General features: G+C 68.7%; 20 protein-coding genes and 2 pseudogenes. 13 read left to right on the top strand and 9 right to left on the bottom strand.

What is annotated here, in order from left to right:
• Positions 1–138 precede the first annotated feature (138 nt).
• The 4 genes from WS95_RS03270 to WS95_RS03255 all read left to right on the top strand — a co-directional run bounded on the left by WS95_RS03270 (position 139) and on the right by WS95_RS03255 (position 4,205).
• The gene (locus WS95_RS03270) at positions 139–879 is read left to right on the top strand and encodes a GNAT family N-acetyltransferase (protein WP_059822285.1); all 741 of its coding nucleotides are present in this window, start codon (positions 139–141) and stop codon (positions 877–879) included.
• A 357-nt stretch (positions 880–1,236) separates the two neighbouring features.
• Positions 1,237–2,301, top strand: coding sequence for a 2,3-butanediol dehydrogenase (locus WS95_RS03265; RefSeq protein ID WP_059822284.1), 1,065 nt, complete (start codon positions 1,237–1,239; stop codon positions 2,299–2,301).
• A 295-nt stretch (positions 2,302–2,596) separates the two neighbouring features.
• Positions 2,597–3,253: a VC0807 family protein gene (locus WS95_RS03260; RefSeq protein ID WP_059822780.1), complete on the top strand. Its 657-nt coding sequence runs from the start codon at positions 2,597–2,599 to the stop codon at positions 3,251–3,253.
• A gap of 85 nt (positions 3,254–3,338) precedes the next feature.
• Positions 3,339–4,205: a CPBP family intramembrane glutamic endopeptidase gene (locus WS95_RS03255; RefSeq protein ID WP_059822782.1), complete on the top strand. Its 867-nt coding sequence runs from the start codon at positions 3,339–3,341 to the stop codon at positions 4,203–4,205.
• Between the two features lie 25 nt (positions 4,206–4,230).
• On the opposite strand, the gene WS95_RS03250 is transcribed toward WS95_RS03255, so the two are convergent.
• From WS95_RS03250 to WS95_RS03230, 5 genes are all read right to left on the bottom strand, one after another.
• Positions 4,231–5,211 (bottom strand): aldo/keto reductase, encoded by a 981-nt coding sequence (locus tag WS95_RS03250; RefSeq protein WP_059822283.1) that lies wholly within the window; start codon positions 5,209–5,211, stop codon positions 4,231–4,233.
• A gap of 184 nt (positions 5,212–5,395) precedes the next feature.
• On the bottom strand, positions 5,396–6,067 hold the full coding sequence (locus tag WS95_RS03245; RefSeq protein WP_034204711.1) for a MarC family protein: 672 nt from the start codon (positions 6,065–6,067) through the stop codon (positions 5,396–5,398).
• 136 nt (positions 6,068–6,203) lie between these two features.
• A complete protein-coding gene (locus tag WS95_RS03240; RefSeq protein ID WP_059822281.1) occupies positions 6,204–7,004 on the bottom strand; it encodes an enoyl-CoA hydratase-related protein in 801 nt (266 codons plus the stop codon).
• A gap of 40 nt (positions 7,005–7,044) precedes the next feature.
• The gene (gene paaK, locus WS95_RS03235; protein WP_059822279.1) at positions 7,045–8,367 is read right to left on the bottom strand and encodes a phenylacetate--CoA ligase PaaK; all 1,323 of its coding nucleotides are present in this window, start codon (positions 8,365–8,367) and stop codon (positions 7,045–7,047) included.
• A gap of 55 nt (positions 8,368–8,422) precedes the next feature.
• Positions 8,423–9,979 carry a 3-hydroxyacyl-CoA dehydrogenase gene (locus WS95_RS03230; RefSeq protein WP_059822277.1) on the bottom strand — a complete coding sequence of 519 codons (1,557 nt, stop codon included), beginning with the start codon at positions 9,977–9,979 and terminating at the stop codon, positions 8,423–8,425.
• A gap of 541 nt (positions 9,980–10,520) precedes the next feature.
• On the opposite strand from WS95_RS03230, the gene WS95_RS03225 reads away from it, so the two are divergent.
• Positions 10,521–11,609 carry a calcium:proton antiporter gene (locus tag WS95_RS03225; RefSeq protein WP_034204707.1) on the top strand — a complete coding sequence of 363 codons (1,089 nt, stop codon included), beginning with the start codon at positions 10,521–10,523 and terminating at the stop codon, positions 11,607–11,609.
• A 161-nt stretch (positions 11,610–11,770) separates the two neighbouring features.
• Here WS95_RS03225 and WS95_RS03220 read toward each other — a convergent pair whose 3' ends face one another.
• A complete protein-coding gene (locus tag WS95_RS03220) occupies positions 11,771–12,679 on the bottom strand; it encodes a LysR substrate-binding domain-containing protein (protein ID WP_059822276.1) in 909 nt (302 codons plus the stop codon).
• A 113-nt stretch (positions 12,680–12,792) separates the two neighbouring features.
• On the opposite strand from WS95_RS03220, the gene WS95_RS03215 reads away from it, so the two are divergent.
• From WS95_RS03215 to WS95_RS03205, 3 genes and pseudogenes are all read left to right on the top strand, one after another.
• Positions 12,793–13,731: a 2-hydroxyacid dehydrogenase gene (locus WS95_RS03215; RefSeq protein WP_059822777.1), complete on the top strand. Its 939-nt coding sequence runs from the start codon at positions 12,793–12,795 to the stop codon at positions 13,729–13,731.
• Between the two features lie 64 nt (positions 13,732–13,795).
• Positions 13,796–14,821, top strand: a pseudogene (locus WS95_RS03210) (MFS transporter); the annotation flags it as partial.
• A gap of 13 nt (positions 14,822–14,834) precedes the next feature.
• Positions 14,835–15,320: pseudogene (locus tag WS95_RS03205) on the top strand (MFS transporter); the annotation flags it as partial.
• A gap of 25 nt (positions 15,321–15,345) precedes the next feature.
• Here the strand turns inward: WS95_RS03205 and WS95_RS03200 are convergent.
• Positions 15,346–16,314 carry a LysR family transcriptional regulator gene (locus WS95_RS03200; RefSeq protein WP_059822274.1) on the bottom strand — a complete coding sequence of 323 codons (969 nt, stop codon included), beginning with the start codon at positions 16,312–16,314 and terminating at the stop codon, positions 15,346–15,348.
• A 359-nt stretch (positions 16,315–16,673) separates the two neighbouring features.
• Between WS95_RS03200 and WS95_RS03195 the strand changes: the two genes are divergently transcribed.
• The 4 genes from WS95_RS03195 (at position 16,674) to WS95_RS03180 (ending at position 21,008) form a co-directional block, all read left to right on the top strand.
• Complete coding sequence (locus tag WS95_RS03195) at positions 16,674–17,846, top strand: HPP family protein (protein ID WP_059822272.1); 1,173 nt, start codon at positions 16,674–16,676, stop codon at positions 17,844–17,846.
• Between the two features lie 123 nt (positions 17,847–17,969).
• Complete coding sequence (locus WS95_RS03190; RefSeq protein ID WP_034204702.1) at positions 17,970–18,383, top strand: MarR family winged helix-turn-helix transcriptional regulator; 414 nt, start codon at positions 17,970–17,972, stop codon at positions 18,381–18,383.
• A gap of 20 nt (positions 18,384–18,403) precedes the next feature.
• On the top strand, positions 18,404–20,191 hold the full coding sequence (locus tag WS95_RS03185) for a chloride channel protein (RefSeq protein ID WP_059822269.1): 1,788 nt from the start codon (positions 18,404–18,406) through the stop codon (positions 20,189–20,191).
• Between the two features lie 484 nt (positions 20,192–20,675).
• Positions 20,676–21,008: a hypothetical protein gene (locus tag WS95_RS03180; protein WP_052100110.1), complete on the top strand. Its 333-nt coding sequence runs from the start codon at positions 20,676–20,678 to the stop codon at positions 21,006–21,008.
• Positions 21,009–21,106: 98 nt separating this feature from the next.
• On the opposite strand, the gene ppnP is transcribed toward WS95_RS03180, so the two are convergent.
• A complete protein-coding gene (gene ppnP / locus WS95_RS03175; RefSeq protein WP_006478890.1) occupies positions 21,107–21,427 on the bottom strand; it encodes a pyrimidine/purine nucleoside phosphorylase in 321 nt (106 codons plus the stop codon).
• A 186-nt stretch (positions 21,428–21,613) separates the two neighbouring features.
• On the bottom strand, positions 21,614–22,516 hold the full coding sequence (locus WS95_RS03170) for a LysR substrate-binding domain-containing protein (RefSeq protein ID WP_059783326.1): 903 nt from the start codon (positions 22,514–22,516) through the stop codon (positions 21,614–21,616).
• Positions 22,517–22,698: 182 nt separating this feature from the next.
• Here WS95_RS03170 and WS95_RS03165 point away from each other — a divergent pair, with 182 nt between their 5' ends.
• On the top strand, positions 22,699–23,883 hold the full coding sequence (locus tag WS95_RS03165; RefSeq protein ID WP_059783324.1) for a M20 aminoacylase family protein: 1,185 nt from the start codon (positions 22,699–22,701) through the stop codon (positions 23,881–23,883).
• The last annotated feature ends 2 nt before the right edge of the window (positions 23,884–23,885 follow it).

The following is a 23,885-nucleotide window of genomic DNA, read 5'->3' as shown; positions in this document are numbered from 1 at the left end:
GATACAAATTGAAGTTAACTTCAAGTAAAGGGGTAACGTGCGCAACGATTCGTTTCGGTGAGGGCGACAATGGCTGGCACGGCAAGCGACGGCATCCTCGGCTAAGCTGTCGGCTTCGCTCCGACAATGCCCGTCCGAATGCCGACCGCCTCCCCTGCACCGGCCACGCTGTTCCCGCTCGACGAAGCCTGGTCCGCCTTCCCCCGCCGCAAGGCCGCCGTGCGCACGTTCATCGCCGGGTACTGCGCCGCGCGCGACCGGCGCGATGCGCCGCTGCACGACGGCCCGGACGGCCACGTCGTGCAGTTCGACGACGCGATGGGCCGGCCTTTCGAGCATTTCATGATCGAGGGGGCGCCCGGGTCCGGCGCCGGCCCGTTCGTCGTCGGTGCGTGGATCACGCGCTATGGCGCCGCGCCGCTGCCGTCCGCGCTGCACGGCAGGACGCGCCGGCTGACCGACGAGCACTTCATGGCCGCCGATATCGCCGGGCTGGCGGGCGACGACGCGCTCGCGCAAGCGCTCGCCTGCGACACGCCGGACGCGATCGACGCGTTCAACGCCAGCGGCGCCTTCCCGCCGTTCCAGCCGAATCCGGCCGCGTTCCTGTTCGCGCACCGGCTCGACGGGCAGATCGCGGCCACCGCGCGCTACGGCTTCGCGTCGCCGCGCGATATCGTCGTCGATCGCGTCGCGACGGCGGACCCATACCGCCGCCGTGGCCTCGCGACGCAACTGCTCGCCGCGATCGTCGCCCACGCACGGCGCCGGAGCGCGCACCGCGTGTGGCTCATATCGACCGAAGCCGGCCAGCCGCTGTACCGCGCCGCCGGATTCACGCCGCTCGCGACCGTCGCCGTGGACGAAGTCGTCGCCTGACCGCGAATCGAACCGCATCGTCCATCGCCGTTCGCCACCGTCCGTCTCGCGCTTCGTCTCATCGCGCTGAGACGAACGTCCCGGCGTCTCAGCGGACCCGATGTTGCGCTATCGCAGCAAATCCGACGCACCCTTCCTTCCAAATCCTGGCCGGTCGGCACCGAGCGACATGGTGCAACGCATCCGGCGCCCCCTTTCGACCGCCCCGTACCGCCCCGATTCACGCTGGCCCCGTTCCTGCATACCGGACGATCGCGCAATCGCGCAACGGGCACACCGGCAGCGTTGCCGCGCGCCCGACGACAACCCGACGGAGACAGCAACGTGAGTACACCCGCACCGATCACGCCCCCCAGCATGAAGGCCGCCGTCTGGCATGGCCGCCACGACATCCGCGTCGAAGCGGTTCCCGTTCCGGAGCACCCGCCCGCAGGCTGGGTCACGATCCGCGTGCACTGGTGCGGCATCTGCGGCTCCGATCTGCACGAATACGTCGCCGGGCCGGTGTTCATCCCGGTCGACGCGCCGCATCCGCTGACCGGCCTGAAGGGTCAATGCATCCTCGGTCACGAGTTCAGCGGCGAGATCGCCGAACTCGGCGCGGACGTGTCGGGCTTCGCGGTCGGCGACCGCGTGACGGCCGACGCGTGCCAGCATTGCGGCACCTGCTGGTATTGCCGGCACGGGCTGTACAACATCTGCGAGAACCTCGCGTTCACCGGGCTGATGAACAACGGCGCGTTCGCCGAATACGTGAACGTGCCGGCCGAACTGCTGTACAAGCTGCCCGACGATTTCCCGACCGAGGCCGGCGCGCTGATCGAACCGCTCGCGGTCGGGCTGCATGCGGTGAAGAAGGCCGGCAACATCGTCGGGCAGACCGTCGTCGTGGTCGGCGCGGGCACGATCGGCCTGTGCACGATCATGTGCGCGAAAGCCGCGGGCGCCGGGCGCGTGATCGCGCTGGAGATGTCGGCCGCGCGCAAGCAGAAGGCGCTCGAAGTCGGCGCGAGCGTCGTCGTCGATCCGAAGACGTCCGACGCGGTCGCCGAAGTCAGGGCGCTGACGGGCGGCTATGGCGCCGACGTGTCGTTCGAATGCATCGGGCACACCGCCACCGCGAAGCTCGCGATCGACGTGATCCGCAAGGCCGGCAAGTCGGTGATGGTCGGCATCTTCGAGGAACCGGCGCCGTTCAACTTCTTCGACATCGTGTCGACCGAGAAGGAAGTGATCGGCTCGCTCGCGTACAACGGCGAATTCGCGGACGTGATCCGCTTCATCGCGGACGGCCGCATCGACGTGCAGCCGCTCATCACCGGGCGCATCGCGCTCGGCGACATCGTCGCGCACGGCTTCGAGGAACTGGTCAACCACAAGGACCGTAACGTGAAGATCATCGTCCGTCCGGCCGTCTCCTGACCGCTCGCGCGGCCGCGGCATCGATGGCGGCCGCGCAGCGCAGGCTGCCCGCCCGCCCCGCCGCCGGGCGTCGCACGTGCGGCGGCGGCGCGCCTGCACGGCGCCGCCCTTCCCGCTATCGCCATCGTCCGAAGCGGCCGCCATGTACCGTTCCATCCGGATGCGTGATGCCGAAACATTCGCCATCCCTAACCCGGCGCGATTCTTCGATATACTGGGCCGAACCCTTTTCGGGGCAACCGGGGGCAACCACGCGTTTCGCGCGTTCGCCCCGACCTGCGTGGAATGGCGCACCGTGAAACCGCGAGCCGGCCTGATTCTCGAACTCTTCGTCAACCTCGTGCTGCCCTGGGTGGCCTATCGGGTCGCGCATCCGTATTTCGGCGAAACCGGCGCGCTGTACGCGTCGGCGGTGCCGCCGATCGTCTGGTCGATCGTCGAATTCATCCGCTCGCGCCGCATCGACGCGGTGGCGGCCATCGTGCTGCTCGGCATCACGCTGTCGATCGTCGGGATGGCGTTCGGCGGCAGTCCGCGCACGTTGCTGATGCGCGAATCGATCGGTTCGGGCACGATCGGCGTCGTGTTCCTGCTGTCGCTGTTCCGCGAACGCCCGCTGATCTTCTATCTGGCCCGCGCGACCGTGGCCCGCGAGATGGACGGCGGCGCCGCGCACTTCGAAGCCGTCTGGGACGCGCAGCCGGGCCTGCGGCAGATGCTGCGGCTGATGACGTTCGTATGGGGCGCCGTCATGACGCTCGAGATGCTGCTGCGCTGGTGGATGGTCGTCAGCTGGCCGGTCGAGCGCGTGCTGGTCGTGTCGCCGGTCATGGGCTACACGGTGTTCGGCTGCCTGCTGCTGTGGACGTTCTGGTACCGGCGGCGCATGCGCGTGCGCAACAGCGTCGACATCCCGGGCGCCGGAGGCGTCACCGAAACCGCCGGCCGCTGACGCGCGGCTGCCCGGCCGTGCGGCGGCGTGTCACCGCACCTGCTGTATGATGCGCGGCGTCTCGTCCGCCGATCCGCTTCCCGTCATGTCCCTTTCGCTCCTTCCGTGTGCCACGATCTGGCTCGCCCTGTTCGCGGCCGCCGCTTTCGCGTGGCATCGCCCGCTGCACGGCCTGAGCATCGGCCTCGCCGCGCTGGGCTATGCGGGCGCCCTGGCGTTCGGCCAGCTCGCGCCGATCGCGCTGGCGCCGTTCGCGCTGCTGATCGCGGCCGGCTGGGGCGTGTCGCCCGAGCGCCCGCTCGCGGTGCGCATCGCCGCGCACCTCGTCTTTGCCGCGCTCGCGATCGCGCTGAGCCTGCACCTGCTGCCCGGTTTCCACAATCCGCGCGTGATCGGCCCGACCCGCTTCACGCCGGACGCCGTGCCGTTCACGATGTACCTGAATTTCGACAAGCCGCTCGTCGGCTTGTGGCTGGTGTGGGCGCTGCCGTGGGTGGCTCCCGACGTCGCGCCGTTGCGCGCGCTGCGCACCGGCGTGGTGGCGGCCGTCGCCACGGCCGCCGCGTGCCTGGCCGGCGCGCTCGCGTTCGGGATGGTCGGCTGGGCGCCGAAGTGGCCGCCGTCCGGCTGGCTGTGGCTCGTGAACAACCTGTTGCTGGTGACGCTCGCCGAGGAAGCGCTGTTCCGCGGCTACGTGCAAGGCGGACTGACCCGCGTGTTCCGCGCCTACCCGTGGGGCCCGTGGGTCGCGCTCGCGGCCGGCGCGGTGCTGTTCGGCGCCGCGCACGCGGCCGGCGGCTGGCAGTGGATCGTGCTCGGCACGGTAGCCGGCGTCGGCTACGGGCTCGCGTGGCGGCGCGGCGGCCTGCTCGCCGCCGCGCTCGCGCATGCGGGGCTGAACGTCGTCCACTTCGGCCTGTTCACCTACCCGATGCTCGCCGCCGCGCGCTGATCGCGGCGCCGGCGAGCGACGCCGCTCAGTTGAACCCGGCCACCGCGTGCGGCACGTACGGGCGTTCGAGCGCGGCGATCTCGTCCGCGCTCAGCTTCAACGCGAGCGCGCCGAGCGCATCGTCCAGCTGCTGCGGCTTCGAGATGCCGACGATCGGCGCGGTCACGCCGCGCTTGTGCGCCACCCACGCCAGCGCGACCTGCGCCCGCGGCACGTTGCGGGCGGCGGCGATCGCCGCGACGGCCTCGACGACCGCCTTGTCGGCGTCGACCGTCGCGTCGTACAGCCGCTGGCCGACGTCGTCCTTCTGCTGCCGTTCCGACGTTTCGTCCCAGTTGCGCGTCAGGCGCCCGCGTGCGAGCGGGCTCCACGGAATCACCGCGATGCCTTCGTCCTCGCACAGCGGCAGCATTTCGCGCTCTTCTTCCCGATACAGCAGGTTCAGGTGGTTCTGCATGCTGACGAAGCGGGTCCAGCCGTTCTGCTTCGACGTGTGCAGCGCCTTCGCGAACTGCCACGCGAACATCGACGACGCGCCGATGTAGCGCGCCTTGCCGGCCTTCACGACATCGTGCAGCGCCTCGAGCGTCTCCTCGATCGGCGTGCCGTAGTCCCAGCGGTGAATCTGGTAGAGATCGACGTAGTCGGTGCCGAGCCGCTTCAGGCTCTGGTCGATGTCGGTCATGATCGCCTTGCGCGACAGGCCGGCGCCGTTCGGCCCCGGCCGCATCCGGTAGAACACCTTCGTCGCGATCACGACCTCGTCGCGCTTCGTGAAATCGCGCAACGCGCGGCCGACGATCTCCTCGGACGTCCCGTCCGAATACATGTTCGCGGTGTCGAAGAAGTTGATGCCGGCCTCGACCGCCCGCTGGATGATCGGGCGGCTTTCCGCTTCCGGCAGCGTCCACGGATGCGTGCCGCGCAACGGCTCGCCGAACGTCATGCAGCCCAGCACCAGCTTCGACACGTCCAGCCCGGTCGATCCGAATTTCACGTATTCCATTGCACGCCTCTCCATTCGAGTCGGGTTTGCGGCCGGATGCGCTCCGCGCATCCGCCAGACGTCGCATGGTATCCCGCATGCCGCGAACGCGTACGACCGCGCGCCGCATGCAGGCTGCGTGAAAGGACAAAAAAGGACGAAAAAGGGCGAACGAGGGCGAACGAGCACGAACCGGAAGGCCCGGTTACTTGACCTGGTCGGCGATCGGCTGCAGGAACGCGGAGAAGCCGGTCAGCATGATCTGCACGCCGATGCACAGCAGCAGGAACGCCGACACACGTTTCGCGACCTTGGTCCCTTCGCTGCCGAGGTAGCGCGCGAGCAGCGCGGAGCGGCTGTAGACCTGCCAGATCACGAGCGCGACGAGCACCGACACGGCGATCGACACGATGCTCGACAGCATGAATTCCGACAGCTTGTGCGTGCGGTTCGCGTTCAGCGCGATCGCGGTCGCGATCGAGCCGGGGCCGACCGTCAGCGGCACCGTCAACGGGAAGAACGCGCGCGTCATGATCGCGTTCGCGTCGATCGGCTTGATCGGCGTGTCGCCGCCGCCCGGCCCGTCCGGCTCGTTCAGCATCTGCCAGCCGGCCACCGCAACCGCGAAGCCGCCGCCGATCCGCAGCGCTTCCATCGAGATCCCGAAGAAATGCAGCACCGGCGTGCCGGCGAAGAACGCCACCATCAGCACGACGAACGCGTTGAACGCGACCTTCCTCGCGAGCAGATCCCGTTCGTGCGCGGTGAGCGCCTCGGTTCGTTCGAGAAACAGGAACGCGATACCGATCGGATTGATGATGCCGATCAGGCCGGTAAAGCCGAACAGGATCTCGGAGACGAGGCGATTGACGATCATCGTGCGAAGCAGCGGTCGGAACGGGCCGGCAACGCGCCGGGGGTCACGCATTGTAGTGCAAGCGCTCGCGCCCGAGACGCAAAATGCGGCCGGCCCGATTTCGCCGTCGATCGCCGTAAACGGGCGGCGCGCAGCCTTATTCGGCGGCCGCCTCCCAGGCCGGCGGCCGCTTCGCGAAGAAAGCCGCGAAGCCTTCCTTCGCTTCCGGCGTCGCCCGCACGCGGGAGATCGTCTGCGCGGTGAACGCCGCGCGTTCGTCCGACGGCGGATACTCGCCGATCGCATCGAAAAAGCGCTTGATCTCCGTCAGTGCGTGCGGGCCGTTGCGGCCGAGCTCCGCGAGCGTCCGCTCGAGCGTGTCGTCGAGCACATCGAGCGGCACGGCCTGATGAATCAGGCCGATCGCGACGGCGTCGGCAGCCGCGAGCTGCGTCGCGGTCAACGCGAGACGGCGCGCCTGGCGCTGGCCGACCGCCTCGACCAGATACGGGCCGATCACGGCCGGCAGGATTCCGAAGCGCGCCTCGCTGACCGAGAATCGCGCGTGATCGCTCGCAATCACGATGTCGCAGGCGGCGCACAGGCCCACGCCGCCGCCGAACGCGTGTCCCTGCACGCGGGCGACCGTCGGTTTCGGGCACTGCCGGATCGCGTGCATCATCGCGGCGAACCGCTCGGCGTCGCGCAGGTTCGCGGCCGCATCGTTCGCGCTCGCGCGCTGCATCCACTGCAGGTCGGCGCCCGCGCAAAATGCGCGACCGTCCGAACGCAGCACGATCGCGCGCACGTCGTCGCGCCGGCCGAGCGTCGCGAACGCATCGGTGAGCTCCGCGATCATCGTCTCGTCGAACGCGTTCAGCACGTCGCCGCGCTGCAGCGCAACGGTCGCGATGCCGCGCGCATCGACCGTGACGGCCAGGGTCTTCAATTCATCCATCGAACAGGTTTCCTCGGGTAAAACGACGCACACGTCGAAATCAGGCGGCCTGGCGGCGATCGATCACGCGGCGCGCCTTGCCGGTCGCGGTCGCGGGGATGCCGCCGGCCGCCAGCACCGTCACGCCGGACGACACGCCGACCATCGTCTTGATCCGGTGCTGCAGTTCGCGCGCGAGCGCCGCGCGCTCGCCGTCGGTGACGGACGCCGCCGCTTCGGAACGCAACTCGACCGCGAGGTCGAGCCGGTCCATGTGACCGTCGCGCGACAGCGTGATCTGGAACTGGCCCGACAACTGCGGCAGCGCGACGACGATCTCCTCGATCTGGCTCGGGAACACGTTCACGCCGCGCACGATCAGCATGTCGTCGGAGCGGCCCGTGATCTTGGCCAGGCGCCGCATCGCGCGCGCGGTCGGCGGCAGCAGCGCGGTGAGGTCGCGCGTGCGGTAGCGGATCACCGGCATCGCCTCCTTCGTCAGCGACGTGAACACGAGCTCGCCCTCGCTGCCGTCGGGCAGCACTTCGCCGGTGACGGGATCGATGATCTCCGGGTAGAAATGATCTTCCCAGATCACCGGGCCGTCCTTCGTCTCGACGCATTCGCACGCGACGCCCGGGCCCATCACTTCCGACAGCCCGTAGATGTCGAGCGCGTCGATGCCCACGCGCGTTTCCACTTCGTCGCGCAGCGCCTGCGTCCACGGCTCGGCGCCGAAGATGCCGATCTTCAGCGACGATTCGGCCGGGTCCATCCCCTGCCGCACCATCTCGTCGATCAGGTTCAGCATGTACGACGGCGTGACGAGGATGATCTTCGGCTCGAAATCGCGAATCAATTGCACCTGCTTCTCGGTCTGCCCGCCGGACATCGGCACGACCATGCAGCCGAGCCGCTCCGCGCCGTAGTGAATCCCGAGACCGCCCGTGAAGAGGCCATAGCCGAACGCGTTGTGCAGCGTATCGCCCGGGCGGCCGCCGGCCGCGCGGATCGAGCGTGCGGTCACGTTCGCCCACGTGTCGATGTCCCGCGCCGTGTAGCCGACCACCGTCGGCTTGCCGGTCGTGCCGCTCGACGCATGCACGCGCACGACCTGCTCGCGCGGCACCGCGAAGAGGCCGAACGGATAGTTGTCGCGCAGGTCGCTCTTGGTCGAGAACGGAAATTTCGCGAGATCGGCGAGCGACTTCAGGTCGTCCGGATGCACGCCCGCCGCATCGAACGTGCGCCGATAGTGCGGGACGTTGTCGTACGCGTGGCGCAGCGACCATTTGAGGCGTTCGAGCTGCAGCGCCTGCAGTTCGTCGCGGCTGGCGGTCTCGATCGGCTCGAGGGCAGCGGCGGGATGCGTCGGGTGAGTCATCGGGGTGCTCCTCCAATGGAGTGATGTCGTTGTCGTGTTCGAAGTGACGAGGCGGTCACGACCGGAACGTGCGACCGGCCGCGTGCAGCGCGGCGAGGCGCGGCGACACGCGATAGCGGTCCTCGCCGTAGCTCGCCGCGAGGTTCGACAGCACGCGATGCACGCGGCCGATGCCGATCGCATCGGCCCACGCGAGCGGGCCGCACGGATAGTTCACGCCCTTCTCCATCGCGAGATCGAGATCGGCCGGCGAGCAGACGCCCTGGTTCACCGTATCGGCCGCTTCGTTCGCGAGCATCGCGACGGTGCGCATCGCGACCATCCCCGGCACGTCCGCGACGCCGACGACGCGAAAACCCGCCTGCTGGAACAGGCCGACCGCGTCCGCATACGCCGCGTCGCTGCACTGGAGCGCGCGCGTCAGCGCGACGAGGCCGGCCTGCGCGTAATCACGCGCGAGATCGACGAGCACGAGATCCGGCACGCCCGTTTGCGCGGCGCGCGCGGTGGCCGTCCGGCCGTCGGTCAGTGCGATCGATGCGCGGCCGGCCACGGCGAGCAGATCGTCGGCATGCGCGTCGTTGCGCCGCGCGTTCGCGATGCGGTCGACGAAGCGCGCATGCAGCGCGGCGGCCGGGCCGTCCTGTGCAAACAGCGCGACCTCGGCCGGCGCGGTGCGCGCGGGCTCGAAATCGGGCGCGGGCGGCGTCGCGCCGTCCGCATACGAATAGAAACCGCGCCCGGACTTGCGCCCGAGGAAGCCCGCATTCACGAGTTCCTGCTGGATCAGCGACGGCGTGTAGCGTGGGTCGTTGAAGTACGCGCGGAACACCGACTCGGTCACCGCGAAATTCACGTCGTGGCCGATCAGGTCCATCAGCTCGAACGGCCCCATCCGGAAGCCGCCGGCTTCGCGCATCACCGCGTCGATCGAAGCCGGCGTGCCGCCCTGCTCGTTCAGCACGCGCAGCGCCTCCGCGTAATACGGCCGGGCGACGCGGTTCACGATGAAGCCCGGCGTCGATTTCGCCATCACCGGTTGCTTGCCCCACGCGGCGGCGGTCGCATGAAGCATCCGGGCGACGTCGGGCGCGGTCGCGAGCCCGCTGACCACCTCGACGAGCGCCATCAGCGGCGCCGGGTTGAAGAAATGCAGGCCGGCGACGCGCTGCGGCACGCGCAGCCCGGCCGCGATCGACGTGATCGAGATCGACGACGTGTTGGTCGCCAGCACGCATGCGTCGTCGACATGGCGTTCGAGGGTCGCGAAGATCTCGCGCTTCACGTCGAGCCGTTCGGCCGCCGCCTCGACGATCAGCGCGGCGCCCGCGAAATCGGCCAGCGCGCGCACCGCGCGGATCCGGTTGCCGGCCGCCTCGGCCTGCGCCGGTTCGAGCCGGCCCTTCTCCGCCAGCCGCGCGAACTGCGTGCGGATGCCGGCCAACGCCTTGTCGCAGGCCGCCTCGTTCAGGTCGTACAGCAACACCGCATGGCCGGCCGCCGCCGCGACCTGCGCAATGCCCGCGCCCATCGCGCCGGCGCCGATCACGCCGACGACGGCCGACAGCGCGAGCGCGCCCGAGTTCACCGAATGTGCAGAGGAAACAGCCATCGCTTGCGATCCGTCATGAAGTGGAAGTGCGAGCGATTATAAACCGACCGGTCGGTAAATTTATGTCAGGGCGAGCCCGAATGTGTCTTGCAAAAAACCGTTACGAAACCCGCAACGACAAAAAATCGAAAGGTCGGGGCAACTTTTTGTTTACCGAAAGGTCAACGTAAGGGTTCGAATATGAGATAGTGACCCCCGAACGCCTGATAAAATTCGACAAATTGCCGGATTCCAGGGGGATGCGTGTCGCGCCGTCACCGCCGTCCATCGCCCCTTTCCGGGGTCGAATCGAGCTTCCGGCCCGCGTGTCGCCTCGCGTGCTCGTCTTGCCGTCCGCGGACAACCGCTTCGAACCGTTTCATCCCGCGACGGGCTTCGGCCCGCCCGCGCCCCTCGCCGCCTCGCGGCAGCGAACCCAGGGCTGCGCCGTTGCGTGCCGCCCCTCTTCGGTTTCATCGTCTTCGTTCGGCGGATAGTACGGCCGGGCTTCGTCAACCCGTGACGGCGCGTTGCGCGCCGCCGCTCGCATAAGGAAACCCTCATGCCGCTCTCGTCCAACCAGCTCCCGCGCTGGACCCTCTGGGCCCCGCTTGCTGCCTGGCTGGTACTCGCGCTGTCGCGCGTCGTGCCGGTCGAAGGTCTCGTCATCGCGGTGTTCGCCGCCGCGCTCGCCGGCGCCGTGTTCGCCGCCGTCCACCATGCGGAAGTCGTCGCGCACCGCGTCGGCGAACCGTTCGGCACGCTCGTGCTCGCGGTCGCAGTGACCGTCATCGAGGTCGCGCTGATCGTGTCGGTGATGCTCGGCGCGGGCCCCGAAAAATCGGGCCTCGCGCGCGACACCGTGTTCGCCGCCGTGATGATCATCTGTAATGGCATCGTCGGCATCTGCCTGCTGGTCGGCGCGTGGAAGCACGGCGAACAGGACTTCCAGGGGCGCGGCGCGAGCAAGGCGCTCGCGGTGCTCGCGTCGCTGTCGGTGCTGTCGCTCGTGATGCCGAACTACCTGAACGCCGCGCCCGGCCCGTTCTTCTCGAAATCGCAGCTCGCGTTCGCCGGCGTCGCGTCGCTGGTGCTGTACGGCGCATTCGTGTTCGTGCAGACCGTGCGTCACCGCGACTACTTCCTCGCCGCGCACGACAGCGCGGACGAAGCGGTGCACGCGGCGGCGCCGAGCAACCGCACCGCGATCATCAGCATGGTGCTGCTGTTCGCGAGCCTCGTCGCGGTCGTGCTGCTCGCGAAGCTGCTGTCGCCGGCCGTCGAGCATGCGGTGCTGAAACTCGGCGCGCCCGAAGCCGCGGTCGGTATCGTGATCGCCGCGCTCGTGCTGCTGCCGGAAGGGCTCGCGGCCGTCACCGCCGCGCGGGCGAACCGCCTGCAGACCAGCATGAATCTCGCACTGGGTTCGGCGCTCGCGAGCATCGGGCTCACGATCCCGACCGTCGCGGCCGTGTTCATCTGGGTCGGCCAGCCGCTCACGCTCGGGATCGGCGCGATGGAAACGGTCCTGCTGGCGCTCACGCTGCTGGTCAGCACGCTCACGCTGAGTCAGGGACGCACGACGGTGCTGCACGGCGTCGTGCACGTCGCGCTGTTCGCCGCGTACCTGTTCCTGTCGATCACCCACTGACGTCCCGATGCGCGCGCGCCGGCGGATGCTCGCCGCACGGCCGCGCGATTCCTTTCCCTTCCTTCGCTCCACGCCGCCGTTGCCGGGCTGCAATCGCACGAAGCTTCCGGCTCGACGGCGCGTTACCTGCGGCCGGCACCCGCTCGCGCGAGCAAGCGCAGCTAAACGCCCGTGTCGTCCGTACTCTGGGTCAGAAACCGCTCGACCATCGCGTTGAACACCGGCAGCACCGGATTGTCGTTGTCCGCGCGCCATGCGAGATACAACTCGGCCGCCACGTTGACGCCCGCCAGCGGCCGGAACACCACGCCGTCCACATGAAGCTCGCGCGCCGACGCGGGCACCAGCGCCGCGCCGAGCCCCGCGCGCACGAGGCCGAGGATCGTATGCGTCTGGCCGACGTAATGCAGGTAGTTCGGCAGCCGCCCGGCGCCCGCGAACATCCCCGAAATCATGTCGTGGAAATACTTGCCCTCGTTCGGCGAATACGCGATGAACGGCTGCCGGTCGAGCTCGTCCGGACCGATCTGCTCGTAGGCCGCGAGCGGCGCGCCTTCCGCGACCGCGACGAGCATCGGTTCGCGCTGCACGAGCCGGTATTCGAGCGGCTGGCGCGCGGCGCGCTGGCGCACGAAGCCCGCGTCGAGCATCCGCGACGCGAGCGCGTCGATCTGCACGGTCGACACCATCTCGCGCAGTTCGACGTCGACGTCCGGCAACGCATGCGCCGCGTGCGCGAGCAGCACCGGGATCATCCGGTACGCGCTCACGGCCGTGAAACCGAGCGTGATGCGCCCGGCCCCGCCATGCGCGACGCGCTGCGCGGCCTGCTCGGCCCGTGCGGAAAATTCGAGGATGTGCCGCGCGTCGCGCAGGAAGCGTTCGCCGGCCGCGGTCAGGCTGACCTGCCGGCTACTGCGCTCGAGCAGCGCGATGCCGAGCGCGTGCTCGAGCAACTGGATTTGCCGGCTGAGCGGCGGCTGAGTCATGAAGAGCCGCCGGGCCGCACGGCCGAAATGCAACTCTTCGGCCACCGCGACGAAACAGCGAAGCTGATGGAGTTCAATCATTCAAATCTTGAATCAATCGATAGTCTTTTGATGTTAGACCGATATCGATTCGATTTCTATACTCGGTTCCACCTGATGCGCAGCCCGTGCCGCGCACGACGACCGAGACCTTCATGCCCATCGACATCCTGCTGACCCAGCCGCTGCCCGACACCATCGACGCCGAACTGTCCGCGCGTTACACCGTGCACCGGCTGTATGCGACCGAGCGGCCGGACGCGCTGCTCGATCGCGTGGCGCCGCGCATTCGCGGCGTCGTGACCGGCGGCGCGAACGGCCTGTCCGCCGCGCTGATGGACCGGCTCGGCGCGCTCGAGATCGTCGCGATCAACGGCATCGGCACCGACGCGGTCGATCTCGAGCGCGCCCGGGCACGCGGCATCCACGTGACGACGACCCCCGACGTGCTCACCGACGACGTCGCCGACATGGCGCTGGGGCTGATCCTGACGACCCTGCGCGACCTCGGCGCGGGCGAGCGCATCGTGCGCGCCGGCCGCTGGAGCAAAACGGCCCAGCCGCTCGCGACGCAGGTCACCGGCAAGCGTCTCGGCATCGTCGGGCTCGGCCGCGTCGGACGCGCGATCGCGCAGCGCGCGCAGGCGTTCCGGATGCCCGTCGCTTACTTCGGCCCACGCGAACATCGCGACAGCGGCTATCGCTTCGTGCCCGACCTCGCCGCGCTCGCGCGCGACAGCGACGTGCTCGTGATCGCGGCCTCGGCCGATCACGGCAACGTGCTGGTGACGGCCGACGTGCTCGCCGCGCTCGGTCCCAAAGGATTCCTGATCAATGTCGCGCGCGGCAAGCTGGTCGACGAAGCCGCGCTCGTGCGCGCACTGGCCGACGGCACGATCGCCGGCGCCGGTCTCGACGTGTTCGCGAACGAACCGCACGTGCCGGCCGCGCTGCTCGAACTCGACCGCGTCGTCGTGCAGCCGCACCGCGCGAGCGCCACGCACGAAACGCGCGAGGCAATGGGCCGCATCGTGCTCGCCAACCTCGCCGCGTGCTTCGCGGGCCAGCGCCCGCCGACCAGCGTCACGCGCTGAGCGCGGCACCGCCCTCCCGTTACAACACCGGATGCCTCCGCGCGACGGAGGCCAGGAGACACGCATGTCCAATCGATCCAGCGGCGCTGCCGTCGCCGCCTCGCCCGCCGCCGCGCGCACGATCGGCCGGGTCCGTTATGCGGTCCTCGCGCTGATTTTCGCGGTCACCGTCGTCAACTATGCTGATCGCGCGACGATGTCGATCGCCGGCACCGGCGTCGCGCACGACCTCGGGCTCACGCCCGTGCAGCTCGGCGTCGTCTTTTCGGCGTTCGCATGGGCCTATGCGATCGGTCAGATCCCGGGCGGCTGGCTGCTCGACCGCTTCGGCGCGCGACGCGTGTACGGCCTGAGCCTGTTGCTGTGGTCGGTATTCACGATGCTGCAGGGCACGGTCGGCGCGTTCGCCGTGCAAGGCGCGGCCGCGACGCTCGCGCTATTCGCGATGCGCTTCATGCTCGGCCTCGTCGAATCGCCGGCGTTTCCGGCCAATTCGCGGATCGTCGCATGCTGGTTCCCGACCGCCGAACGCGGCACCGCATCGGCGCTGTTCAATTCCGCGCAATACATGGCCGTCGTGCTGTTCACGCCGGCGATGGCGTGGCTCACGCATGCGCTCGGCTGGGAGCACGTATTCCTGTGGATGGGGCTGCTCGGCATCGCGCTCGCCGTGCTGTGGTTCGCGTGGTACCGCGAGCCGCACGGCCACCCGCGCATGACCGACGCGGAGCGCGACCACCTGCGCGCCCACGGCGCGCTCGTCGATCTCGAGGCGAATCGCATGCGCGAGCGGTCGCGCGCGTCGTGGCGCGACGTGTCGCAACTGTTCCGCCACCGGAACCTGTGGGCGATCTACATCGGTCAGTACTGCATCACGGCCCTCACCTACTTCTTCATCACGTGGTTCCCGATCTACCTGATCAAGGGGCGCGGGATGACGATCATGGAAGCCGGCTGGGTCGCCGCGCTGCCGGCGATCTGCGGCTTCACGGGCGGCGTGCTCGGCGGCGTGCTGTCGGACTGGCTGATCCGGCGCGGCATGCATCCGTCGAGGGCGCGCAAGACGCCGTTCGTCGCGGGGATGGCGATGGCGACGCTGCTTCATGGAAGCCGGCTGGGTCGCCGCGCTGCCGGCGATCTGCGGCTTCACGGGCGGCGTGCTCGGCGGCGTGCTGTCGGACTGGCTGATCCGGCGCGGCATGCATCCGTCGAGGGCGCGCAAGACGCCGTTCGTCGCGGGGATGGCGATGGCGACGCTGCTCGTGCTCGCGAACGGCGCATCGTCGAACGCGGTCGTGATCGCGCTGATGACGATCGCGTTCTTCGGCAAGGGGCTCGCGGCGGTCGGCTGGGCGGTGCTCGCCGACACGGCGCCGGAAGGCATGGTCGGCTTGAGCGGCGGCGTCTTCAACGGTCTCGGCAACATCGCCGGCATCGTCACGCCGCTCGTGATCGGCTACTTCGTCGCCAGCACCGGCTCGTTCGCCGGCGCGTTATGGTTCGTCGCCGCGCACGGGCTGATCGGCATTGCGGCGTATGTCTGGCTCGCGGGCCGCTTCGAGCGGATCCGCATCGCGCCGGCCGCATGAGCGGCGCGGCGGCACGCACGCGCCGTCACGCAGGCTGGCGGCCGCCCGGCACATGCTCCGTCGTGAGCCGGTCGAGCTCGCGCAGATCGTTCTCCAGCGCCGGCGTGAGCGTCGTGCGCAAGTGATCGAGGAAGGTGCGGATCTTCGCATCGAGATAGCGGCGCGTCGCGTAGACGGCATAGACGCTCACCGTCTGCAGCCGGTACTCGGGCAGCACGCGGATCAGGCGCCCTTCGCGGATATCGTCGAGCACCGTATACAGCGCCACGCACGCGATCCCGCGCCCCGCGCGCACCGCGACGCACAGCGCATCCGGCACGTTGACCTGGAACGGCGCCGGCTGCAGCGCGTAGACGGTTTCCTCGCCGTCGCTGTGCTCGAGCCGCCATTCGCCGGCCGGCGACGCGGGCGTGTCGAGACGCAGGCACACGTGGTTCGGCAGATCGTCGGGCGTGTGCGGCGTGCCGTGCCGCGCCAGGTATTCGCGCGATGCGACGAGCACGCTGCAGCTCGTGCCGCAGGTCTGCGCGACATAGCCCGAATCGGGCAACTGCGACGCCGTCACGATCGACACGTCGTAGCCCTCTTCGACCAGATTCGGCATCCGCTGCGCCAGCGTCAGCTCGACCGACACGTCGGGGTTGTCCGCCTGGTAGCGCACGATCGACGACACGACATGGCTCTGCCCGAGCCCCGTCATCGCATGAATGCGCATCTTGCCGCTCGGCCGCAACAACGCGTTGCGCGCCTCCGCGTTCGCGTAGTCGAGTTCCGCGAGGATCGATTTCGCGCGCTCGAAATAGCGCTCGCCGCTTTCGGTCAGGCCGAGGTGGCGGGTCGTGCGATGCAGCAGGCGCGTCTGTACGTGGGCCTCGAGGTTCGAGACGGCGCGCGACACCTGTGCGGTGGTCGCGTCGATTTCCTTCGCGACCGCGGTAAAGCTGCCGGCTTCGACAACGCGCACGAACAGGCGCATGTTTTCGAGCATGTCCATTGAATTGGCTTGGGGAAAGTCAGTGGGGAGGCGTCGGCGGCGCTCGCGTCAGAGGGGTAACGGAACGCGGCCGCGAACCGCGCCGAATCGATCGCCGTGCCGGGGAAAAGGCGGGAGAGCGGGCATCGCGGACGGGGTTCTGGCATGACGGGGAATTGATTGCGCCGAATTGTACGCCGCTGCAGACAAATTTGCGCGGTTACGCGTGCGGAAGCTTCCACCCAGTGAAAGGTATTTGCAAGATTCGTGCATCGCGCGCGTGCAACGGCTTGATGCGGCGCGACAACATGTATCACAACGCGATATAATTTCGCGCTCGTCGCCCCGCCCCGCGTCGTCATCTCTACCGCTTACCGTCCATGTCGTCAGGTTCCTCCCCGTCGCGCCGCACGTTGCGGCAATGGCTGCACAGCTTCATTCCCCATCCGATGACGCTCGGCTGGCGCGAGCGCCTGCGCTCGTGCACCGGCGCGCTCGTGGGCATTGCGACGGTCGGCGTCACGATGCGGCTGCTGCCCGGCGTGCCGGGCCTCGTGCCGCTGCTCGTCGCGCCGATGGGAGCGTCGGCCGTGCTGCTGTTCGCGGTGCCGGCGAGCCCGCTCGCGCAGCCGTGGTCGATCATCGGCGGCAATCTCGTCGCGGCGACGGTCGGCGTCGCGTGCGCGCAATGGATCGCCGATCCGATCACGGCCGCCGCGGTCGCGATCGCCTGCGCGATCGGCGGCATGTTCGCGCTGCGCTGCGTGCATCCGCCGTCGGGCGCCGTCGCGCTCACGGCCGTGGTCGGCGGCCCGGCGATCCATTCGCTCGGCTTCGGCTTCGTCCTGCAGCCGATCGCGCTGCAATCGGCGATCCTGCTGTCGGCCGCGCTCGTCTATCACGCGCTGACCGGGCACCGCTATCCGCACGGCGGCGTGCGCCCCGAAGCGAAACAGCAGGCCGGCGCCGCACCGGCGCGCGGCGGCTTCACGCGCGGCGACCTCGACGCGGTGCTGAAACGTCGCAGCGAATGGCTCGACGTCGATCCGGACGATCTCGAAGCGCTGCTGCGCGAAACCGAAATGCAGGCCTATACGCGCACGTTCGGCCAGTTGAAGTGCGCGGACCTGATGACGAAGAATGCGATCGAGGTCGCGCCGTCGACGTCGATCGCGACCGCACTGACGCTGCTCGACCGACACCGCGTGAAGGCGCTGCCCGTGGTCGACGGCGAAGGTTGCCTGACCGGCATCGTCACGCGCGCCGACCTCACGCGCCAGTTGCGCCGTCCGACCCCGCTGTGGCAGCGCCTGTCCGCGCGGCTGCCGCAATCGTTCGGCGGCCAGCCCGCGAGCGTCGCGTCCGTGATGACGCGCGACGTCGCGTCGGTGCCGGAAACGATGCCGATCACGGCGCTCGTGCCGCTGTTTACGCATTCGGGCCACCACCATATTCCGGTCGTCGATGCGTCGCGCCGGCTCGCCGGCATCATCACGCAGACCGATCTCGTCACGGGCCTTTATCGGCAGACCCGGATGCTCGAGGCCGCGTAGCGCGCATCCCGCGCCGTCACCGCCTGCGAAATACAGAATGCAACCACTCAGCGGTATTTCGGCCATTTATATCATGTTGTGATATATTTACCGCCACCGTAACCGACTGCCCGACCGACCTCGATGAACGATACCCGACGCGCGCTCGCGAAAAGCGATTTCCAGCAACTGTCCGAGTTCCGCTACCAGATGCGCCGCTTCGAGCGCTTCTCCGAGCGCGCCGCGCAAAGCGAAGGCGTGACGCCGCTGCAATACCTGCTGCTGCTGCACATCAAGGGCTATCCGCATCGCGAATGGGCGACCATCGGCGAGCTCGCGGAACGCCTGCAGGCGCAGCACCACGGCGTCGTGGCGCTGGTGACGCGCTGCGAAGCGCTCGGGCTCGTGAAGCGCAAGCCGAGCGAGGCCGACCGTCGCCAGGTCGAAGTCCACCTCGAACAGGCCGGCGAAACGCTGCTCGCCCGTCTCGCGGCCATGCACCGCGCCGAGCTGAAGTCGCTCAAGGACACGTTCCAGGTTCCCCAGATCGATTACTGACCCTTGCCCTCGCCACGCCGATGAACGCACCACACAAACGCGATTTCTCAATCAACGAACGCCTGCCCAGGATCGCGTTGCTTGCCGCCGGGATCGGCCTGCTCAGCACGCTTGCCGCGTTCGTGCTGTTGAGCCTGATCCACCTGTTCACGAACCTGTTCTTCTTCCAGCAGTTCTCGTTCGCCGACCATTCGCCCGCGAACAACACGCTCGGCGCATGGGTGATCGCCGTGCCGGTGATCGGCGGGCTGATCGTCGGCCTGATGGCGCGTTTCGGTTCGGAAAAGATCCGCGGCCACGGCATTCCCGAAGCGATCGAGGCGATCCTGTTCGGCAAGAGCCGCATGTCGCCGAAGGTCGCGATTCTCAAGCCGCTGTCGTCCGGCGTCGTGATCGGCAGCGGCGGCCCGTTCGGCGCCGAAGGCCCGATCATCATGACGGGCGGCGCGCTCGGCTCGCTGATCGCGCAATGCGTGCACGTGACCGCCGCCGAGCGCAAGACGCTGCTCGTCGCCGGTGCGGCCGCCGGCATGACGGCCGTGTTCGGCACGCCGGTGGCCGCCGTGCTGCTCGCGGTCGAACTGCTGCTGTTCGAATGGCGTCCGCGCAGTTTCCTGCCGGTCGCACTCGCGTGCGCGGTCGCAGGGTTCGCACGCGTGGTGTTCTTCGGCGTCGATCCGCTGTTTCCGGTGACGACCGCCGCGCCGACGCCCGTCGCGCTGCTGTCGTGCATCGTCGCGGGCCTGCTGTCGGGCATGCTCGCGTGCGGGTTGTCGGCGGCGCTCTACCGCGTCGAGGACACCTTCGCGAAGCTGCCCGTGCATTGGATGTGGTGGCCTGCACTCGGCGCGATCGTGATCGGCATCGGCGGCTGGCTCGAGCCGCGCGCGCTCGGCGTCGGCTACGACGTGATCGGCGACCTGCTGCACCAGCACATCGCGCTGAAGGTCGCGCTCGCGCTACTGATCGTGAAAGCCGTGATGTGGGTGATCGCGCTCGGCTCGGGCACCTCGGGCGGTGTGCTCGCCCCGTTGCTGATGCTCGGCGCCGGCCTTGGCACCGTGCTGTCGCCGGTGCTGCCGGGCGGCGATCCGGTGCTGTGGCCGCTCGTGTGCATGGCCGCGACGCTCGGCGCCACGCTGGGCGCCCCGCTCACCGCGATCGTGTTCGCCTTCGGCCTCACGCACGACGCCAACGCGCTGCTGCCGCTGCTCGCCGCGACCCTCGTCGCGCACGGCTTCGCGACCATCGTGATGAAGCGCTCGATCATGACGGAAAAGATCGCACGCCGCGGCTACCACATCTATCGCGAATACGGCGTCGATCCGCTCGAGCGGCACGACGTCGGCGAAGTGATGACGTCGGCCGATCGGCTCGTCACGATCGACGGCTCGGCGACGCTCGATACCGTCGACACCCAATACTTCGGCGCGAAGCAGACGCACCGCGCGTATCCGGTCGTGCAGAACGGCCGCCTGCTCGGCCTCGTCGATCGCGCGACGCTCGACGCACAGCGTGCACGGGCCGGCGCCGATGCGCCGATCTCGGCCGCGTTCGCCGACCGCGCACCGGCCGTCGCGCTGGCGCACGAAACGTGCCGCGTCGTCGCGTCGCGCCTCGCGATGCTCGGCCTCGAGCGCCTGCCGGTGGTCGCCGACGAGCAATCGCTGCGCATCGCGGGCATCGTGTCGCGCAGCGACCTGATCAAGCCGGCACGCCAGCACTTCGACGACGAACACAAGCGCGAGCGCTTCCGCCCGGTCGTCCCGCCCAACCTGCGCGACGCCCGCTCGCGCAAGCCTGGTTGACACGCCTCGCGTGCGCGGCGCCCGGCCGCGCACCGCTTGCCCGCCTCACGTCGCTGCACGATGCCGCGCGCCCGTCGCGCGCCGCATCGCGGCGCGGCCCTCTTCTCCGTTTAAAGTTGGTTAACAATTCGGCAGGCGAAAGTTTGTCATCATGGTGCTCATGCGACGGGGCCATTCATCAGCCATTCCACTTCGTCATCAGATAAAGAGTCGCGGCGCGGCATGCACGCACATGCCGCCCGCCGCGGCCGTCACCTCACCACACCACGACCGGGCAGCGCAACGACCGCGCCACGCATGACGTCGAGCCGCACGCGACGCATGCCGCGCCGCAGCAACATGCGCAGCATCCGAGCCGCCGTTTGGCAAGCGCGTTAACAACTTGTTTCGGAATGACCGGAACCGAGCCTGCCAGATGCGATCTCACTTGCACGCAGCACTGCTGCGCATCCCACTCAATCAATCACGACTCGAGGGAGATAACGTGAACGCGAAATACTTACCGCTCATCGCATTGACCGTGGCAATTTCTGCTCATGCCGCCGAACCTGCCGTGCAGAACGTGGGACAAAGCCAGAAGGCGGCACCCGACGTCTCGGCGTGCATCGCCAAGACCTGGGCCGACAAGTCGCAACAACAGGTGATCTCGCAGAACGTGCTGGCCAACGGCCTGGCGACCGACGTGTACGCACCGGGCCAGCAGCCGCCGAACGGCGCCGCCGCGATGGTTCGTCCGTCGTGGCAGCCGGGTGCGAAGACGTGGGTCGGCGTGCGCGGCGACGCAGCATCCGCCGGCGACATCAACGCCTGCCTGTAACGATGTAACGAGAACAGGCGCTCCGGATGGCCTCGCGCCATCCGCTTGCGACGAGCCCCGCTTCGGCGGGGCTTTTTCTTTGCTGCGCGAAAAACGTCTTACAGGTAGCTGCAGACGTAATCGAGCGTCTCGAGCACTTCGATGTCGAAGCGGCTCTTGCCCGGCACGGAGAACGATTCGCCGGCGCCGTAGGTCTGCCATTCGCTGCTGCCGTCGAGCTTCACGCGGCACTTGCCGGCCTGCACTTCCATCAATTCGGGCGCATCCGTGCCGAAGTTGAGCGCGCACGGCAGGATCACGCCGAGCGTCTTGCGCGTGCCGTCCGGGAAGAGCACGGTATGCGACACGCACTTGCCGTCGAAATAGACGTTCGCGCGCTTGACGACCGATACGTTGTCGAATTGGGTTGCACTGGTCATGTGATGCCTCTGATTGCTGGATGCCGGATGGCGATGGAGTGGGAGGCCGGCCGTAGCGGCGGACCGTAGCGGCAGGCCGGCCGCTATGATACCGGCTCGCGCGACGTGCGCCGGAATGGCATGCGGCCGGCACATGCCGGTCCCACGATCGTCAGGATCACTACGTGATCTGCGCGAGGCGCCGGCTCACCGCAGCCCCTTGCGTCGCGCGGAATCGCGCAGGCAATCGAGCAGCATCGCCGCGGCCGGTGTCAGCGGGCTGTCGCGGCGCGTGACGACCTGCACCGATACGCCCGGCAAGCGCTCGCGAATCGGCAGCACCGCGAGCTGGTCGCGCGCCCATTCGCCTTGCAACAATTGCTCCGGCATCGACGCGATCAGGTCGCAACCGGTCATCAGGCTGTGCGCGAGGCCGAAGCTTGGGCATTCGACGACGCGCGTCGGCACCGGCAACCCGTACGCGACGAACGAGTTGAACAGCACCTGCGTCGAGCTTTCCGGCGACGGATTCATCAGCCAGTCGGCTTCGACGAGATCGGCGAGCGAGGTGGCCGACGCAAGCGGATGCCCTTTGCGCGCGACGATCAGCGAACGGCTCGCATAGAGTTCCGCGTGATCGAACTCGGCCGCCAGCAGTTCGGGGACGACGACGGCCACCGCGAAATCGAGCGAACCGTCGTGCAGGCGCGGCAGTGCGACGCCGGGAAATCCTTCGACCAGATTGACGCGCGCCACCGGGAAGCGGCGCCGGAACGCCCGAAACGCGTCGGGCAGGATCGTCACCGCCGCCGCCGGCGTGATCGCCGCCGCAACGGAACCCGTCATCGCGCCCTGTGCCTGCTCGATGTCGTCGCGGGCGCGCTGCATTTCGGCGACGATCAGCCGCGCGCGCACCTGCAGCTGCTGGCCGAACGCGGTGAGCTGCACGCCGCGCGCGGTGCGCACGACGAGCGATACGCCGAGCGCGATCTCCAGCTCCTTGACCGCCTTCGTGAGCGCAGCCGGCGACACGTTCAGGCGCCGCGCGGCCGCGCGAATGCTGCCTTCTTCCGCGGCGGTGACGAACGCTTTCAGCTGATGGTATTTCATGGCGGCAATGCGTGATCCGTGGAAACCCCGTGCGGCCGGCCGCGCCATGGCTCAGGGTATTCCCGAGCGGCAACCGACGGTGTGCACCAAAGCAATTTAGCAGCTTCTGGTACCCAAAAGAAATTTATATGCTTGGTCGTCATATGCGCGTCAAACGCCCCACCGGCCCCACAGGAGACTCCATGCTGCAAGCCGTGAACCCCGTCATCCCAGGCATCGCCGCGATCGCCCCCGAGTTCGTCGAGGTGCGGCGCCGCATCCATGCCCACCCCGAACTCGCCTTCGAAGAGACGCTCACGAGCGATCTCGTCGCCGAGTTGCTGACCGGCTGGGGCTACGAAGTGCATCGCGGTATCGGCAAGACGGGCGTGGTCGGCGTGCTGCGCGAAGGGCAAGGCACGCGCACGGTCGGGCTGCGCGCCGACATGGACGCGCTGCCGCTCTCGGAAACCACGGGCCTGCCCTACGCAAGCCGTCATGCGAACAAGATGCATGCATGCGGGCACGACGGCCACACCGCGATGCTGCTGTGTGCGGCGCGCCACCTCGCGGCAACGCGCCAGTTCTCCGGCACGCTGAACCTGATCTTCCAGCCCGCCGAGGAAAACTTCGGCGGCGCGAAGGCGATGATGGACGACGGCCTGTTCGACCGTTTCCCGTGCGACGCGATCTTCGCGATCCACAACATGCCGGGCCGCGCGGCCGGCGACATGGCGTTCCGCACCGGCGCCGCGATGGCGTCCGCCGACCGCGTGACGATCACGCTGCGCGGCGTCGGCGGCCACGGCGCGATGCCGCATTTCGCGCGCGACCCGATGTCGGCCGCGGGCAGCATCATGGTCGCGCTGCAGACGATCGTCGCACGCGAGGTCGACGCGCAGCACGCGGCCGTGATCACCGTCGGCAGCGTGCAGGCCGGCGAGACATTCAACATCATTCCCGAAACCGTCGTGATGAAGCTGTCGGTGCGTGCGCTGAGCGCCGACGTGCGCGCCCTGCTCGCGCGCCGCATCGAAGCGCTCGTGAAGGGCCAGGCGGAAAGCTTCGGCGTCACCGCGGAAGTCGACTACGACTATGGCTACCCGGTGCTCGTCAATCACGCGGAACCGACCGCGTTCGCGGCCGACATCGCATGCCGGATGCTCGGCGCGGAGCGCGTCGAAACCGAAACCGCGCCGCTGATGGGCAGCGAGGATTTCGCGTTCATGCTCGAAGCGCGCCCCGGCTGCTACGCGTTCATCGGCAACGGAATCGGCAGCAAGGGCGGCTGCATGGTGCACAACCCCGGCTACGACTTCAACGACGACATCCTCGCGATCGGCGCGAGCTACTGGGTTCGCGTCGCCGAAGCCTGGCTCGCGGCCTGACG

The sequence above is a fragment of the Burkholderia sp. MSMB1826 genome (assembly GCF_001526325.1).
Classification (GTDB): domain Bacteria; phylum Pseudomonadota; class Gammaproteobacteria; order Burkholderiales; family Burkholderiaceae; genus Burkholderia.
The sequence above is the reverse complement of the archived record's forward strand: the minus strand, read 5'-3'. Positions and strand labels throughout refer to the sequence as shown.